The following is a 15,147-nucleotide window of genomic DNA, read 5'->3' as shown; positions in this document are numbered from 1 at the left end:
CCGGCAGCCGGACCACCAGGACGGGTCCACTGTGCATCCGGCCGATCCAGTTGGGGCGCGAATCGCGCCCCAACTCAACACGCAAAAAGGCGGGTCGAACCCGTGGAGCCGGTCAGGCCTGGACGGTGAGGCCGGTCGCCGTGCGAATGGCGTCGGTGAGGTGCTCGCCGGGGGCGACGCGGGCGTTGGGCCAGAGCACCGAGCGGTTGACGGTGCCCTCGACGACGGTGCCGGCGCCGAGCACGGACCCGGTGGCCTCGCCGGTGACGCGAGCCGAGGCGTCGGCCAGGGTGGCGCCGCCGGCGGCGTGCAGGTTGGCGGCCAGGTAGTCGGCGGGTGTGCCGGTGTCCAGGTAGAAGCCCCGGAAGCCGATCAGCTCCAGCTCACCGGCCGCCTCGGCCGGCCGCCAGACGGTGCGTACGAGGCTGCTGTCCACGTCGGCCAGGTCCTTGACGTAACGCCACGGGATGAGCGAGAAACCGGCGAACCGGTGGCCGCTGAAACCGCCGGTCTCGCCGGGGCGGCACGGCATGGTCAGCATCCGTACCGTCTCGCCGGACCACCCGTCCAGCAGCGCCGCGATGTCCTTGCCCGGGTCGCGGGCCGGATCGTGCAGGTAGGCGTCGGCGTTCCCGGCCAGGACGGCGCGGCCGTCGATCCACGGGCGCAGCCGGCCGATGCCGCCGGAGGTGCCGATCGGCCCGTCCGGCTCCACCGACAGGTGCGCGCGGCCGCCGACGTGCGCCACCACCTGCGACGCCAGGTAGGCGGCGTTCACGGCCACGGTCTGCGGCCCGGACAGCCCGAGCCCGGCCAGGCGCCGCAACGCGTGGTCGAGCAACGGCAGGTTGCCGACCGGGCAGAGCGCCTTCGGCAGCGTCTCGGTGAGCGGCCGCAGCCGCCGCCCCTCACCCGCGGCCAGGATCACCCCACACACGGGTACGGGCGCCGCCGCCACGGCAGCGGCAGCGGTGGGGTTGGACCGGGGAGAGGCGGCGGGGGCGGGGTGGGAGCCGGGAGAGCCTGCCGCGGTGGGGCTGGGCCGAGGAGAGGCGGCCGGGGTGGGGGCAGCGAAGGCGACCGCGGACGGGGCGAGGGAAGCGGCCGGGCGCGTGGGGGAGGAGACGGAGGTGGGGGGAATCGTCACGTCACTCGCCGGAGCTCGGGAACGGGGTGTGGTACGGCCCGGCCGGGATGGACGGCGGCAACTCCCCGGCGCGCGGACCCAGACCGTAGATGCCGAGCAGCCGGGCGGTGGGCCAGGTCAGGTCCGGCAGGTCGTCGACCGGGAACCAGCGGGCCTCCAGCACCTCGCCGCCGTCGACGGCCAGCGGGGTGGCCGACGCGGGGACCGAGGCGAACCAGACGGTGTCGACGACGCCGCCGTTCGGGTGGATGATCGCGTTCGGGTTGCCGGGCGTGAGGTCGCCGGGCTCCACCCGTACCCCGGATTCTTCGAAAAGCTCGCGGGCGGCGCCCACCGCGGGCAGCTCGCGGCGCTTGAGGAGGCCGGCCGGAAGGCCCCAGCCGCGGCCGGGAGGCTGCCGGAGCAGCAGGATGCGCCCGGGGGCCGCGGCTTCCGAATCGCTGACGATGGCGACCGCGCCGACCAGGTATTTGGGCGAGACGATCCGGGCCACCTGACGGCGGACCGGGAGGGGCAGCCCGTAGAAGGCCTGATACGCGAACCCGCGGATCTGCCGGGGAATGTTCACCGCGTAAGGCTAACGGGGCAGGCTGTGCGGTTCAGTCGGGGTGGTCGACGAGGGCGATGAGCTGCTCGACGACCGCGTCCGGTTCGAGGCTGCGCTCGCAGACGGCGACCAGCAGCGTCTCCAGGTCGGGGTAGCCGAGTTCCTCGGCGAGCCGGCGCAGCGGAACCTCGCTGGCCAGGCCCCGGTCGTGTTTGCGAAGGGTGAGCCCGATGGTGGCCCGGCCCAGGCGGACCTTGTCGGCGATGCTGATGCCCGGTTCGTTCTTCTCGTCGAAATACCGGTTGATCTGCATCTGCGCCTGGCTGGACTTGACGAAGCCGAGCCACTCCTTGCGGGGGCCGCGTGGCGCGTTGGGCTCCACCTCGACGTGACCGTCGGACTCGGAGAAGATCTCGACGACGTCACCGTCACGAAGCGGCGAGCTGAGGGGGGCGAGACGTCCGTTGATGGTGGCGGCGAGGCACTGGTCACCCTGGCGCGGGCCCAGCTCATACGCCAGATCGACGGGGGTGGACTGGCTGGGCAGCTCATACGCGTTGCCGTGGGCGAAGACCGTGATCTGGCCCTCGGCGAGGTCACAGCGGAGCGAGTCCAGGAACTGGCCGGCGTCCGTGGTGTCCTGTTGCCAGTCGAGCACCCGTTTCAGCCAGGTGAGCTGGTCGGCGCCCGGTGGCTCGTCGGACACCTTGGGATATCGATAGCTGGTGGCGACGCCGTACTCGGAGTAGCGGTGCATGGTCTTCGTGCGGATCAGCACCTCGACGAGCTTGCCCTCCGGGCCCACCACGGTGGTGTGCAACGAGCGGTACAGATTGTTCTTCGGCGAGGCGATGAAATCCTTGAACCGGCCGGCCACCGGCCGCCATCGCCCGTGGACGGCGCCGAGCGCGGCGTAACAGTCGGTGTCCGGGCCGTCCACCACCACGGCGATGCGGGGAAGATCGAACGGTACGGTGTGCCCGCCCGCGACCGTGTCCTTCCAGATCGAGTAGTAGTGCCGGGGCCGGGGCGTGACCTCGGCAGTCACCCGCGAGCGGCGCAGCGCGGCGCGGGCCTTGCCGGAGACGTCGGAAAGATACTCGTCCCAGCCCGGCCGGTTCTTCACGTGCTCGTCGATGCGGGCGAACGCGTCCGGCTCGAGGTGGAAGAGCACCACGTCGTCGAGGTCGCGCTTGAGCGCCTGGATGCCGAGCCGGTCACAGAGCGGGACGAGCACGTCGAGCGTGGCCGTGGCGATCCGGGCCCGGGAGGCGGTGGAGCGGGCGCCCAGCGTCCGCATGTTGTGCAGCCGGTCGGCCAACTTGATGATCAGGACCCGGACGTCCTTGCCGGCCGCCACGATCATCTTGCGGATCGTCTCGCCCTCGGCGGCCTTTCCGTAATAGGCCTTGTCGAACTTGGTGACACCGTCGACCAGATGGGCCACCTCGGGGCCGAAATCGCCCTGCAGCGCCTCGAGCGTGTAGCTGGTGTCCTCGACGGTGTCGTGCAGCAGTGCGGCGACCAGAGTGGTGGTGTCCATGCCGAGCTCGGCGCAGATCTGCGCGACCGCGAGGGGATGCGTGATGTACGGATCGCCGCTCTTGCGGAACTGCCCGCGGTGCATGCTCTCCGCGATCGCGTAGCTGCGGCGCAGCACGGCGACGTCGGCGGAGGAATGGATGCTGCGATGCGTCCGGGCGAGTGTCGCGACCGGATCGTCGTCGTCGCCCTGAAAGCTGAACAGTGAGCGCAGCCGCCGGGTGAACGAGAGGTCCTGGGACGTGGTCGGCAGGGCGCGACCGAAAGCGGCGCCGTGGCCGGCGTCGACGTCCACCCGGACACCCCCTCACCGATCGCTCCGGCATCAGCTGATGCGCGGAGTCGCCTCGCGTTTTGCTGCCGCAAGAGAATCATCGCGAGGGGCTGCTCGCCAAGGCGCCGGCCCGCAAATGTGACGAACGATTACCGAGATTCCTTGCTTCAGTTGCGCGTGCCTTACAGCCTATGCGAGCGAGCGTCATCCGAACGGTCAGTTACCGATAGGCGAACGGACGAGTCTTGATTTGACGCGGCGGCTTCAGCCCTGGTGAGAAGGGCGGTGAATCGCGCCGCGCCACGAACCGGTGACACCCAGTCGCCCGAGGTTTCCACCAAGCGGGTGTCCGGCCGCTCCAGCCACGCCAGGATCCGCTCGCTCTCCTCCGCCGTCGCGGCCGGCGCCGGGCCCAGCCCCGGCAGCACCGTCTCCGCCGTCAGCCTCGCCGCGTCCAGCGTCGGACGTGGATGCTCACGAGGCGGAGACGTCGCCGCCGCCGCCAGCCGGCCGTGCCGGATCACCGAGATCTCCCAGCCGCCCTTGCCGTCACGGCGGGCCGCCACGATCTCCTCCAGCCGGGTCAGCGCCTCCAGCCGCTGCATCCGCACCAGCGCCCGGAGCAGGGCGATCAGACGGGACCGGACGACCGCGGCCTCCTCGTAGCGCTGCCGGTCGGCGAGCGCGTCGATGCGGGCCAGGATGGCGTCCACCACCGGGCCCGGGTCGCCCGAGGTGGCGGTCCGGAAAGGCAGGGCGGCGCGGACGTCGTACTCCTCCGGGGTTATCTCGTGCTCGCAGGGCGCCGGGCACCGGCCCAGCTCGGCCAGCGCGCAGGCCGGCGTCTTCGAACGCAGCGAGAGCTTGTGGTTGCACTGCCGCAACGGCACCGCGTCGTAGACGCCGGCGGCCGCCAGCTCCGCCGTCCGCCGCGACGAGAAGGGGCCCAGATAGGTGGCGCCGTCCTCGGCCAGCTTGCGCACCACGGACAGCCGCGGGTACGCCTCGGCGGTCAGCTTCAGCCACACCACCCGCTCCGGAAACTTCGACCTGCGGTTGTACGGCGGCGCGTGCGCGGCGATCAACCGCAGCTCCCGCACCTCCGCCTCGAGGGGGTGGGCGCACTCCACCGCCTCCACCCGAACCGCCGCGGTCAGCATCTCGGAGATCCGCGCCCGTTTCTCGCCGGCCGTGAAATAGCTGCGCACCCGGGTCGCCACGTCCTTCGACGTGCCGACGTAGAGGGGCCGCTCGTCGGCCGCCCGGAAGATGTAGACCCCCGGCACGTGCGGCAGCCCGTCGGCCAGGTGCCGCTGACGGCGCTGCGCCGGGGTCACCGCCTTGGCGAACTCGACGGCGTCGCCCAGCGTGTGCACCCGGAAGCTGCCCAGCCGCTCGATCAGCCCGTGCAGCACGTCGACCGTGGCCTTCGCGTCGTCCAGCGCCCGGTGGTTCGGCTGCACCGGGGAGCGGAAGAACTGGGCCAGCGTGCCCAGCTTGCGGTTGGGCACCTCGTCGCGGGTCAGGGCGCGCCGGGCCAGCGCCGCGGTGTCCAGCACCCGTGGGTTCGGCCACGGATAACCGTGCCGGGCGCAGGCCGCCTTCAGGAAACCCACGTCGTAGGGCGCGTTGTGCGCCACCAGGACCGCGCCGCGCAGGAACTCCAGCAGCGCCGGGAGCACCGTCTCGATCGGCGGCGCCGGGCGCAGCATCGCCTCGGTGATGCCGGTCAGGACGGTGATGAACGGCGGCAGCGGCTCACCCGGGTTGACCAGCGTCGCGAACTCGCCCAGCCGCTCGCCGGAACGCACCTTGACCGCGCCGATCTCGGTGATCCCGGCGCCGTCCGGAGCGCCGCCGGTGGTCTCCAGATCGAGCACCACGAACGTGGTGTCCGCCAGCGACAGCGCGGCCGGATCCACCGAGCCGTCGGCGGCCAGCAGCGTGTCCAGAGTGCCCTGCACATACGCCGGTTGTGTCACGGGCCGGAACTTTAGAGCCGGGGTACGACACAAACCCGGACCGGGGGGAGAAAAGATCACCTGCTCCGCTGGGCTAATCGGTCGTGGGCGGTGTGAGAATGGGTAGATGTCCGTGCCGTTCGACCCCGACGACCGCCCCGAGGAGGAGGCGGCGCCGGAGGCTGCGGACTACGCCCCCGAGCCGGTTCTGCCCGAGGCGGTCCGCCAGCGGATCACCGTTCTGGCCGCCGCCGCGCTGCCCGGCCTGCCCGCCGACGAGATGCCGGTCGCGCTGCGGCGGGTCGCCCGCTTCGCCCCCAACCGCCGGGCCCGCCTCGGCGGCCGTGACATCGCCGCCCAGCTCGTCTCCGACCCGCTGTTCCGGCAGCGCATCGGCGCCCGCATCGTGACCGAGGCCGGCGACCTGGGCGCCGCCGTGACCAGCGGTGTCGCCCCGGCCGCGGCCGATCCCGTCGAGGTGGCCGCGCTGGCGTACCTGGCCCGGCCGGAGGGCTGGCGCGAGCTGATCGACGCGGCCGGCGACGCGGTCCGGGCCGAGGCCGACAGTGCCGCGGTCGCCGCCCAGGTGCGGGCGGCCGAGCAGCGCGCCACCCGCGCCGAGCACGACCGGGCGGTCGCCCGGGTGGAGGCCGAGAAGCTGCGCGACGAGCTGGCCCGGGTCCGTGAGGAGCTCAACCAGCTGCGTGAGGAGTCCCGGACCACGGCCAAGGCGCTGCGCGAGGCACAGGCCGCGCAGAAACGCGCCAGCGACCTGCTCGCCACCGAGAAGGGCCGGGCCAACCGGGTCACCCTCGACCACGAGGCGGAGCTGCGCCGCCTGCGGTCCCGCCTCGCCGACGCCGAGGCCGCCGCCGCAACCGGCAAACAGGCCGCCAAGGACGCCCGGGCGGTCGACGACGCCCGCCTCTGGCTGCTGCTCGAGACGATCGGCCAGGCCGCCACCGGCCTGCGCCGCGAGCTGGCCATCGGCCCGGCCGACAAGCTGCCCGCCGACTTCGTGGCCGACGCCGCCGCCGACCGGCCCGGCGCGCCCGAGCGGTCCCGGGCCCGCGCTCAGGACACCGACGACCCCGGCCGTCTCGACCAGTTGCTCGCCCTGCCCCGGGCCCACCTGATCGTCGACGGTTACAACGTCACCAAGCGCGGGTTCGCCGACATGTCGCTGGAGCAGCAGCGCAAACGCCTGATCACCGGCCTCGGCGGGATAGCCGCGCAGACCGGCGACGAGGTCACCGTCGTCTTCGACGGGGCCGAGCGGGTGCACGGCCTGCCGCCCGCGCCACGCGGCGTGCGGGTCCTCTTCTCGCGCAAGGGCACCACCGCCGACGACCTGATCCGCCAGCTGGTCCGGGCCGAACCGCCGGGCCGCCCGGTCGTGGTGGTCTCCTCCGACCGGGAGGTGGCCGACGGGGTGCGGCGGCACGGCGCCTACCCGATGGGCGCCGATTCGCTGCTGCGCCGGCTGTCGCGCTCGTAAAACTGTCATACCCCTCGCTTAGCGTGATTGTCACCCATGGTGGCGGTCCGCTGGCGGGCCGTCTCTCCAGACGGAGGTAAGGGTAATGATCATCGATTGCGGGCGCTGCGCCGAGCGGACCGTCGACTGCAACGGCTGCCTGGTCAGCGTGCTGATGGACACCCCCGACGGGATCGCCGACCTGACCCCCGGCGAGCTGCGGGCGATCGAGATGTTCGAGCTGGCCGGCTTCGAGGTGGAGCTGCTGCGGACGCCACCGCCGCCGGTCGTCGTCCCGTTGTTCCCACCCGGCCGTGACGTGGCGTGATCATGGAGGTGGGGTGACGCGGTCAGCCGGATCCCGCTGACCTCTCTAGGATGTTCGATCACACGCTCGGGTTCGAGCTGGGAGGAGCGGGTGAGCGGTGTGACGACATCCCGGCTGTGGGCGGGTGGCGCCCTGATCGTGCTGTTGGTGGCCCTGATCGGGTTCGCCGTGGTGGCCGTGCCCTGGCACCGTGCCCCGGCGCCGCGCGCCGACCAGCTGGCCGCCCTCGAGCAGTTCCCGGCCGACCAGGTGGCCCGGTCCCGCGCCTTCCACGCCGAGCTGCGCCCGGGGTCGTACGCGGGGATGCTTCTCGGCCTTCTCGTCGCCCTGGCCCTGGGGCTCACCCCGCTCGGCGCCCGCCTGGTCGAGCTGGCCGGCCGCCCGTTCGGCGACCACTGGCTGGCCCGGGCGGTCCTCGGTGGACTGGCCGTGGTGTTCGTGGCCGAGCTGATCACCCTGCCGCTGTCGATCTGGCGGCACACCATCGTGGTGCGTTACGGCATCTCCACCCAGACCTGGAGCGGCTGGACCGTCGACCTGCTCAAGTCGTTCGGGGTGGGCGCGGTCCTCGGCGCCGTGGTGCTGACCGCCTTCTTCACCGTCACCCACTTCGCGCCCCGGTGGTGGTGGGCGTTCGGTGCGGCGGGCGCGGCGGGTCTCGTGGTGCTCTTGTCGTTCGTGCTGCCGGTGCTGGTCGAGCCGGTCTTCAACCGTTTCACCCCGATGGTGGAGGGCCCGCTGCGCACGGAGCTGCTCGCTCTCGCCGAGCGCGACGGCGTGCCGGTGAAGGACGTCCTGGTGGCGGACGCCTCGCGGCGCACCCGGGCGGTCAACGCGTATGTCTCCGGACTCGGCCCTACCCGCCGGATCGTCGTCTACGACACCATGCTGACCGAGGCCACCCCGGACGAGGTGGTCTCGGTGACCGCGCACGAGCTGGGCCACGCCAAGGACGGCGACGTGCTCACCGGCACGATCATGGGCGCGCTCGGGTCCGCCGCCGCGGTGATCGTCCTCTTCCTGCTGGGTTCGTGGGGCGGTCTGCTGCGGCTCGCCGGGGTGGACTCGATCGCCGAGCCCCGGGCGATCGGCCTGCTCCTGGCGGTCACCACGGTCGCCGGCCTGATCGCCGGGCCGGCCCAGTCGTTCGTGTCCCGCCGGGTCGAGGCCCGTGCCGACACCCACGCCCTCGAGCTGACCGGCGATCCGGTTACCTTCGAGGCGATGCAACGCCGTCTCGGCACCGTCAACCTCGCCGACCCCGACCCACCGTCCTGGGAGCACGCCATGTTCGCCTCGCACCCGTCCACCGTGCAGCGCATGGCCGCCGCCCGCGCCTGGGCCCGGGGAGCCCGCTGATGGCCGCCCGTGCGCGGGTGCCGGCCCGGGCCGGCGGGAGCCCGCTGATGGCCGCCGGTGCGTCGGTGCCGGCCCGGGCCGGCGGGAGCCCGTTGCCCGCCGCCGGTGCGCCGGTCTCTGCCCGTGCGCTGGTCTCCGCACGTGGAGACGGCGGGGTCCGCTGATGGGCCGCACGCTCTTGGTCACGAACGATTTTCCGCCCCGGCCGGGCGGCATCCAGCAGTTCGTGCACAACCTGGCGGTCCGGCAGCCGGCCGGATCGATCGTGGTCTACTCGTCCACCTGGCGCGGGGCCGCGGCGTTCGACGCCGAGCAGCCGTTCGAGGTGGTCCGCGAGGACACCGGCATCCTGCTGCCCACCCGGTCGGTGGCCAGGCGTGCGGCGGAGCTGGCCCGCGCGCACGGCTGCGACAGCGTCCTCTTCGGGGCGGCCGCGCCGCTCGGGCTGCTGGCTCACGGCCTGCGCCGCGACGCGGGTGTGGAGCGGGCGGTCGGCATCACCCACGGGCACGAGATCGGCTGGGCGGCCCTGCCCGGAGCCCGTAACCTGCTGCGCCGCATCGCCCGGGGCAACGACGTGATCACCTACCTGGGGGAGTACCAGCGCACCCGTCTGGACCGGGCCCTGCACGGCCTGACCGAGCTGCGGCGGCTCGCCCCCGGTGTGGATGTGGAGAAGTTCCATCCCGGTGTGGACGGCGAGGCGGTCCGCAAGCGGCACGGGCTGTCCGGCCGCCCGGTGGTGGTCTGCGTCTCCCGTCTGGTTCCGCGCAAGGGCCAGGACATGCTGATCCGTGCTCTGCCGGAGATCCGCCGTCGCGTGCCGGGCGCCGCGCTGCTGCTGGTCAGCGGCGGGCCGTACCGCAAGACGCTGGAGCGGCTGACCCGGGAGCACGACGTGGAGTCCGACGTGGTGTTCACCGGTTCGGTCCCGTGGGCGGAGCTGCCCGACCACTACGCGGCCGGTGACGTCTACGCCATGCCGTGCCGGACCCGCGTGGCCGGCCTCGACGTGGAGGGACTCGGCATCGTCTACCTGGAGGCGTCCGCCACCGGCCTGCCGGTCGTCGGCGGTGACTCGGGTGGCGCCCCCGACGCGGTCCGTGAGGGCGAGACCGGTTACGTGGTGGGCGGCACCGACGTCCCGGCGATCGCTGCCCGGGTCGCCGAGCTGCTCGGCGATCCGGTGCGGGCGAAGGCGATGGGCGAGGCCGGCCGGGCCTGGGTGGAGCGGGAGTGGCGCTGGGAGACGCAGGCGGCCCGGCTCACCGGCCTGCTCACGGCCGCCTAGGCCGAACACGTAGGCATCGCCGGTCCGCTCAGACCCGCGGCGGCGTGCCGAGAGCCGGGTGTGTGGGGTTCGGGTTCGGTTCGCGCCCGAATTCCACACGGTTCGATCGGGACTTCGGTGGCGGTCCGTCGCCGCACTGCCCGCCGGCGAACGGTCCGGCATCTCGACGGCGAGTGGGTGCCATTCGGGGCGGCCCCGCCGGCACGCGCTCACCGACTTCCGGCCGGCCGGGGCGGGCGACACGATCAAAACCGCGGATCATCGGTACGCCGCCGCGCGTACCGTCCTGGAACCCGGTGCGACGGCCCGCCCACCCGGGAGCGGACCTTCGGCGTGCCGCGGAACCTCGGGCAGCCGCACAGCCGGCGAGTGGGACGGTGCACGCGATCCGGTCAGGACTGGGCGCCGGTGCACGAGTCCAGCCCTCCGATGGCGTGAGTGAATGTGGAATGCCGGAGAAGCCGGTGGACGTCGCCCGGCCGGACGGCGTAGGAACGAAGCGGAGTCCCACCTCGATGGAGGCCATCGATGCCGGACGGCGCCACGGAACCGGAGTCCACACCCACCGACGAGACGGCCCGGGCCGGGCGATCCACCGAGACGGTGTTCACCGCACCGGACGACGGAGAGCTGGAGCTGCCGTACTGGCTGACCAGCACCGAGGAGGCCGCCAACACCACGTTCTTGCAGATGGTGCGGCGGCTGCCGAGACTGCTGCGGAGGCGTGGCTGCTCGGGTGGCGGGCCAGCCACCGCACCACCCTCGCGGTGCTGATTCTGCAACTGGCCGCCGGGCTGGCGGCCGCCTTCGGGTTGATCAGCGTCGTCGGGGTGCTGGACGGGCTGCTCCAGGCGGGTCCCACGCCGGAACGGGTGCGCGCGGCCGTACCCTCGCTGTTGCTCTTGATCTTGGCTCTTGCCGTCCGTGGTCTGCTCACCTCGGCGGCGACCGCGGCGCACGGCCGGCTCTCCCCGATGGTCTACGAGGCCGCCGAGATGCGGCTCCTCGACCTCACCACCCGTGTCGACCTGGTCACCTTCGATGACCCGCAGTGGCGCGACGCCATGGAGCGGGCCCGTGACCGGGGCATCTTCGCGGCGCAGCAGGTGGTCGACCACGGCATCGAGGTGCTCACCCACCTGGTCGGGCTGACCGCGGCGGCGAGTGTGCTGGCCGTGCTGCATCCGGCGCTGCTGCCGATGCTGGTGCTCGCCGTGGTGCCGACGGCCTGGGCGGCGGTGCGGGCGGCCCGGCTCGGTTACCGCAGCAAGCTGCGGCTCATCGCCGTCTGGCGGCGCCAGCGGATGCTCGCCTACCTGCTGGCGGCCCGCGAACCGGCCGCCGAGCTGCGGGCCTTCACCATCCGGCGGTTCCTGCTCACCGAGGTGGGGCGGCTGCTGCGCGTCTCCACCCTGGAGGAGATCCGGGTGATCGGCCGGGTGGTCCGGACCAACCTGGTGGGGCAGGCGCTGAGCGGGCTGGTGACCGGGGCGGCGTACGCGATGCTCTGCTGGCTGCTCTGGACCGGCCGGATGGAGCTGGCCGCCGGTGGCGCGGCCGCCTACGCCATCAACATCGGCATCGGCAAGCTCCGCGAGCTGGCGTTCACCGCCAACCGGGTGTACGAGCAGGGCCTGTACTTCGCCGACTTCCAGGGCTTCTGCGAGATGTCGCTGGCGCACGCCGAACCCGAACCCGGGCGGCGCGCGCCGGACGACTTCCACGAGATCCGGCTGGACCGGGTGACGTTCACCTACCCGGACGCCGAACGGCCCGCCGTCAAGGACGTCAGCATGGCGCTGCGGCGCGGCCAGATCATCGCGCTCGTCGGCGAGAACGGATCCGGCAAGTCGACGCTCGCCGCCGTGCTGGCCGGGTTGCACCGCCCGCAGCAGGGCACGGTCACCTGGGACGGCGTCGACGTGGCACGTCTCGACCCCGATTCGGTACGCGACCGGGTCGCCGTGGTCATGCAGGAACCGACCCGGTGGCCGCTGTCCGCCCGGCTCAACATCGCGATCGGGCGGCACGACCGGCCGGCTTCGCTGGATCACGTGCAGGCGTCGGCGCGGGCCGGGGACGCACACGAGTTCGTGATGGAACTGCCCCGAGAGTACGAGACCCTGCTGTCCCGGCACTTCACCGACGGCGCCGACCTGTCCGGCGGCCAGTGGCAGCGGCTCGCCGTCAGCCGTGCCTTCCACCGCGACGCGCCCCTGCTGATCTGCGACGAACCGACCGCCAACCTGGACGCGCGAGCCGAGCACGAGGTCTACCGGCGGTTGCGTGACCTCGCCGAGGGCCGGACCGTGGTGCTGATCACCCACCGGATGGCGAGTGTCCGCGAGGCCGACCGCATCTACGTGCTCGACCACGGAACGGTCGTCGAGGAGGGCGATCACGAGGAGCTGATCGCGGCGGACGGGCTCTACGCGCAGCTGTTCACGCTGCAGGCCAGCGCCTATCAATCCGCCTGACCTCATCGTTCATCACGCCCGGCCTCGGCGGACGCGGGCCGGACCGCTCAGCTCACGGCCTGGCGCCGGTTCTCGTCCGCCGGCGTGACGGGGCTCGGAGCCGAAGCGCCGGCGGGAGCGGGGTCCGGAGCCGGCGTGACGGGGCCGGGAGCGCCGGCGGGAGTGGGGTCCGGAGCCGGCGTGACGGGGCCGGGAGCGCCGGCGGGAGTGGGGTCCGGAGCCGGCGTGACGGGGCCGGGAGCGCCGGCGGGAGCGGGGTCCGGGGCCAGGGTTCCGGTGCGGACAAGCCGGCGGGCTCCGGGGACCAGCAGCATCGAGGCGCTGGTGGCGAACAGGACGAAGGCGCACATCGTCAGCACGCGGTCGATGCCGAAGCGGGCGGCGAGCGGGCCGGCCAGGACGTTGCCGATCGGCATGGCCAGGAACGAGGCCAGGTAGTCCCAGGAGCTGACCCGCCCGAGCAGGCGGTGCGGCACGTTCTCCTGCAGTGACGTCTGCCAGGCGACGTCGTAGAAGAGCAGCCCGGCGTAGCCGATGACGGCCCCGGCCATGATCGCCGTGAGGGTGCCGGGCCAGACGTACGACAGCGCCCACACCGACATCAGCGGGAGCGTGAACAGCCCGGCGCGCAGCATGCGGCGGGGACGGTACCGCATGCCGATCGCCGAGCCGATCACCCCGCCCAGGCCCTCGGCGGCGGCGATCCAGCCGATCGCGTGCGCCCCGCCGAGTTGCTGGACGGCGACCACCTGGACGAGGACCAGGATGACGCCGTTGGCCACGTGGTAGCCCATCGCGCCGAACAGGCCGCTGATCAGCCAGTCCCGGCTGCGGATCTCGCGCCATCCGGTGGACAGTTCACCGAGGACCGACGTGCTCGGGCCGCGCGGAGCGCGTACCCGGATCATGGCGGCGGCGATCATCGAGGCGAGGAAGCTGACCGCGTTGATGGTGAAACCGGCCGGCGCGCCGAAGGCGGCGACGGTGACGCCGGCGGTGACCGGTCCGGCCACGCCGCACGCCGATTGCAGGAGGCCGATCGTGGCGTTGGCCTTCTGCAGGTCCTCGGCCGGCACGAGCAGCGGTTTGAGGGCGCTCATCGCCGGGCTGAAGAAGCTGCCGGCGGCGGCCGAGACGACGGTGAGCGCGCAGAGCAGGGCCAGGTGGTAGCCGCCGGTGGCGAACATGGCGGCGATCGCGGCGGTGGCGCCGAACCGGATCAGGTCGGAGCCGACCATGACGTGCTGCGGCTGGAGCCGGTCGGCCCAGACGCCGCCGAAGAGGGTGCCGGTGAGCAGGGTGAGCACGCTGGCGGCCATGACGAGGCCGAGGTCGCGGGCGCCGCCGCCGGTGGTGACGACGGCGACGGCGAGGGCGACGGTCTGGAAGGCGTTGCCCAGCCAGGAGAGGCCCTGGCCGGTGGCGAGCAACCGGAAGTCACGGGTCATGAAGCCCGACGATAGTTCAGCATCTAACTATTAGCAATCGAATAGTCAGAGAGGTGGCAGACTGGTGTCATGGAAGACAGCGTCGATCAGCACGTCGCCCGGTGGGCGGGTTTCTGGAAGAACGAACCGGCCTTCGCACCCGAGGTCGAGGGTGCCCTGACCCGGATGAAGTACATCCAGCGGTGGATCGATCGCGCCGATCTGGCGATCTTCAGCGACGGCTTCACCGTGCAGGACTACAAGACGCTGCACGTCCTGATGGTCCAGCCGTGGCCCACCGAGGCGACCCCGGCGCAGTTGGCCGAGGCGCTCAACGTGACCCGGGCGGCGGTGACCAGCCGGCTCGACCGGCTGGACGAGGCGGGGCTGATCACCCGGCAGATGGACGGCGCCGACCGGCGGCGGGTGATCGTCCGGCCCACACAGAAGGGCCGGGACATGTGGAGCAAATACATCTTCAAGGGCATCGCGATCGACAAGCAGGCCCTCGGCGCGCTCAGCCACGACGAGCTGATCCAGCTCAACGCGCTGCTCCGGAAGGTCCTGACCACCCTGGAGGAATGAGATGATTCGGCGTCTTAATTTGAGAAACGCCGAATCTGCCCAAATTTGTCCGAATAATCTAGAACTTCGGGGCGTCCGGGGCTTCCAGAAGCCCCAGCCGGAGCGCCGTCATCAACGCCTGCGCCCGGTTGGCGGCACCCAGCTTCTCGTAGAGCTTCGAGATATGGGTCTTCGCCGTCGACTCGGACACGAACAGTTGCTTGGCGATCCCGGCCACACTCATGCCGTCGGCGAGCAGCCGCAGCACCTGACCCTCGCGCGGGGACAGTTGCGGGCCGGACGGCGCGAGCCGCCGCTTCATGGCCTCGGCCAGATCGGCCGCGGTGAACGCGCTGGGCGCCGACGCGGCGTGCCGGGCGGCCGCCACCACCTCGTCGGCCGGGGCGGTCTTGGGCACGAACGCGCTGGCCCCGGCCTCGAGAGCGCCGAAGAGCTGGTCGTCCCCGGCATACATGGTCAGGACCACGATGCCCATGTTCGCGTTGTTCTTCCGCAAGGCGCGAGTGGCCTCCAGGCCACTGCCGTCGGGCAGGCGGAGATCCATGATCACGACATCGGGCTGCAACGCGCCGGCCTGGCGCACCGCCTCCGCCGCCGTGGCGGCCTCGCCGACGACCTCGAACTGACGGTCGCGCTCGAATGCGTGTCGCAGCCCCTTACGAATCAGGTCGTGATCGTCGACAAGGAGGACCTTGGTGCGCGTCGTCGGCGCCGGACTGGTCGACATGCTCG

At 72.4% G+C, this 15,147-nt stretch carries 13 protein-coding genes; 7 read left to right on the top strand and 6 right to left on the bottom strand.

Going from position 1 to position 15,147, the window contains the following annotated elements; genetic code table 11:
* Positions 1 to 112: 112 nt before the first annotated feature.
* The 4 genes from AB0I88_RS15030 to AB0I88_RS15015 form a co-directional block, all read right to left on the bottom strand.
* Positions 113 to 928, bottom strand: a complete 816-nt coding sequence (locus tag AB0I88_RS15030; protein WP_361023356.1) for a sugar phosphate nucleotidyltransferase — start codon at positions 926 to 928, stop codon at positions 113 to 115.
* Between the two features lie 220 nt (positions 929 to 1,148).
* On the bottom strand, positions 1,149 to 1,715 hold the full coding sequence (locus AB0I88_RS15025; protein ID WP_361023353.1) for an NUDIX domain-containing protein: 567 nt from the start codon (positions 1,713 to 1,715) through the stop codon (positions 1,149 to 1,151).
* A 31-nt stretch (positions 1,716 to 1,746) separates the two neighbouring features.
* Entirely contained in the window at positions 1,747 to 3,531 is a 1,785-nt protein-coding gene (locus tag AB0I88_RS15020) for an HD domain-containing protein (RefSeq protein ID WP_361023350.1), read from the bottom strand.
* A gap of 161 nt (positions 3,532 to 3,692) precedes the next feature.
* Positions 3,693 to 5,492, bottom strand: coding sequence for a DEDD exonuclease domain-containing protein (locus AB0I88_RS15015; protein ID WP_361023347.1), 1,800 nt, complete (start codon positions 5,490 to 5,492; stop codon positions 3,693 to 3,695).
* A 106-nt stretch (positions 5,493 to 5,598) separates the two neighbouring features.
* Between AB0I88_RS15015 and AB0I88_RS15010 the strand changes: the two genes are divergently transcribed.
* The 6 genes from AB0I88_RS15010 (at position 5,599) to AB0I88_RS14985 (ending at position 12,403) form a co-directional block, all read left to right on the top strand.
* Positions 5,599 to 6,969 (top strand): NYN domain-containing protein, encoded by a 1,371-nt coding sequence (locus tag AB0I88_RS15010; protein WP_361023344.1) that lies wholly within the window; start codon positions 5,599 to 5,601, stop codon positions 6,967 to 6,969.
* Positions 6,970 to 7,054: 85 nt separating this feature from the next.
* On the top strand, positions 7,055 to 7,276 hold the full coding sequence (locus tag AB0I88_RS15005; protein ID WP_361023341.1) for a hypothetical protein: 222 nt from the start codon (positions 7,055 to 7,057) through the stop codon (positions 7,274 to 7,276).
* 99 nt (positions 7,277 to 7,375) lie between these two features.
* Positions 7,376 to 8,635: a M48 family metallopeptidase gene (locus tag AB0I88_RS15000; RefSeq protein WP_361023337.1), complete on the top strand. Its 1,260-nt coding sequence runs from the start codon at positions 7,376 to 7,378 to the stop codon at positions 8,633 to 8,635.
* Positions 8,636 to 8,798: 163 nt separating this feature from the next.
* Entirely contained in the window at positions 8,799 to 9,926 is a 1,128-nt protein-coding gene (locus AB0I88_RS14995) for a glycosyltransferase family 4 protein (RefSeq protein ID WP_361023334.1), read from the top strand.
* Positions 9,927 to 10,454: 528 nt separating this feature from the next.
* Positions 10,455 to 10,700: a hypothetical protein gene (locus tag AB0I88_RS14990; RefSeq protein ID WP_361023331.1), complete on the top strand. Its 246-nt coding sequence runs from the start codon at positions 10,455 to 10,457 to the stop codon at positions 10,698 to 10,700.
* Entirely contained in the window at positions 10,694 to 12,403 is a 1,710-nt protein-coding gene (locus AB0I88_RS14985; protein WP_361023329.1) for an ABC transporter ATP-binding protein, read from the top strand. The genes AB0I88_RS14990 and AB0I88_RS14985 overlap by 7 nt, the downstream gene beginning before the upstream one ends.
* A 47-nt stretch (positions 12,404 to 12,450) precedes the next feature.
* Here AB0I88_RS14985 and AB0I88_RS14980 read toward each other — a convergent pair whose 3' ends face one another.
* Entirely contained in the window at positions 12,451 to 13,851 is a 1,401-nt protein-coding gene (locus AB0I88_RS14980) for an MFS transporter (RefSeq protein ID WP_361023326.1), read from the bottom strand.
* Positions 13,852 to 13,920: 69 nt separating this feature from the next.
* Between AB0I88_RS14980 and AB0I88_RS14975 the strand changes: the two genes are divergently transcribed.
* Entirely contained in the window at positions 13,921 to 14,415 is a 495-nt protein-coding gene (locus tag AB0I88_RS14975; RefSeq protein WP_361023323.1) for a MarR family winged helix-turn-helix transcriptional regulator, read from the top strand.
* Between the two features lie 58 nt (positions 14,416 to 14,473).
* Here AB0I88_RS14975 and AB0I88_RS14970 read toward each other — a convergent pair whose 3' ends face one another.
* On the bottom strand, positions 14,474 to 15,142 hold the full coding sequence (locus AB0I88_RS14970) for a response regulator transcription factor (protein ID WP_014688640.1): 669 nt from the start codon (positions 15,140 to 15,142) through the stop codon (positions 14,474 to 14,476).
* Positions 15,143 to 15,147 lie beyond the last annotated feature (5 nt).

Source organism: Actinoplanes sp. NPDC049802, assembly GCF_040656595.1.
GTDB lineage: Bacteria > Actinomycetota > Actinomycetes > Mycobacteriales > Micromonosporaceae > Actinoplanes.
This window is presented reverse-complemented; position numbering and strand designations above follow the sequence as displayed.

Excerpts from the sequence above, each read along its gene's own strand:
- AB0I88_RS15010 (WP_361023344.1), top strand. The coding sequence starts at position 5,599 with ATGTCCGTGCCGTTCGACCCCGACGACCGCCCCGAGGAGGAGGCGGCG.
- AB0I88_RS15005 (WP_361023341.1), top strand. The coding sequence starts at position 7,055 with ATGATCATCGATTGCGGGCGCTGCGCCGAGCGGACCGTCGACTGCAAC.
- AB0I88_RS14995 (WP_361023334.1), top strand. The coding sequence starts at position 8,799 with ATGGGCCGCACGCTCTTGGTCACGAACGATTTTCCGCCCCGGCCGGGC.
- AB0I88_RS14990 (WP_361023331.1), top strand. The coding sequence starts at position 10,455 with ATGCCGGACGGCGCCACGGAACCGGAGTCCACACCCACCGACGAGACG.
- AB0I88_RS14980 (WP_361023326.1), bottom strand. The coding sequence starts at position 13,851 with ATGACCCGTGACTTCCGGTTGCTCGCCACCGGCCAGGGCCTCTCCTGG.
- AB0I88_RS14975 (WP_361023323.1), top strand. The coding sequence starts at position 13,921 with ATGGAAGACAGCGTCGATCAGCACGTCGCCCGGTGGGCGGGTTTCTGG.
- AB0I88_RS14970 (WP_014688640.1), bottom strand. The coding sequence starts at position 15,142 with ATGTCGACCAGTCCGGCGCCGACGACGCGCACCAAGGTCCTCCTTGTC.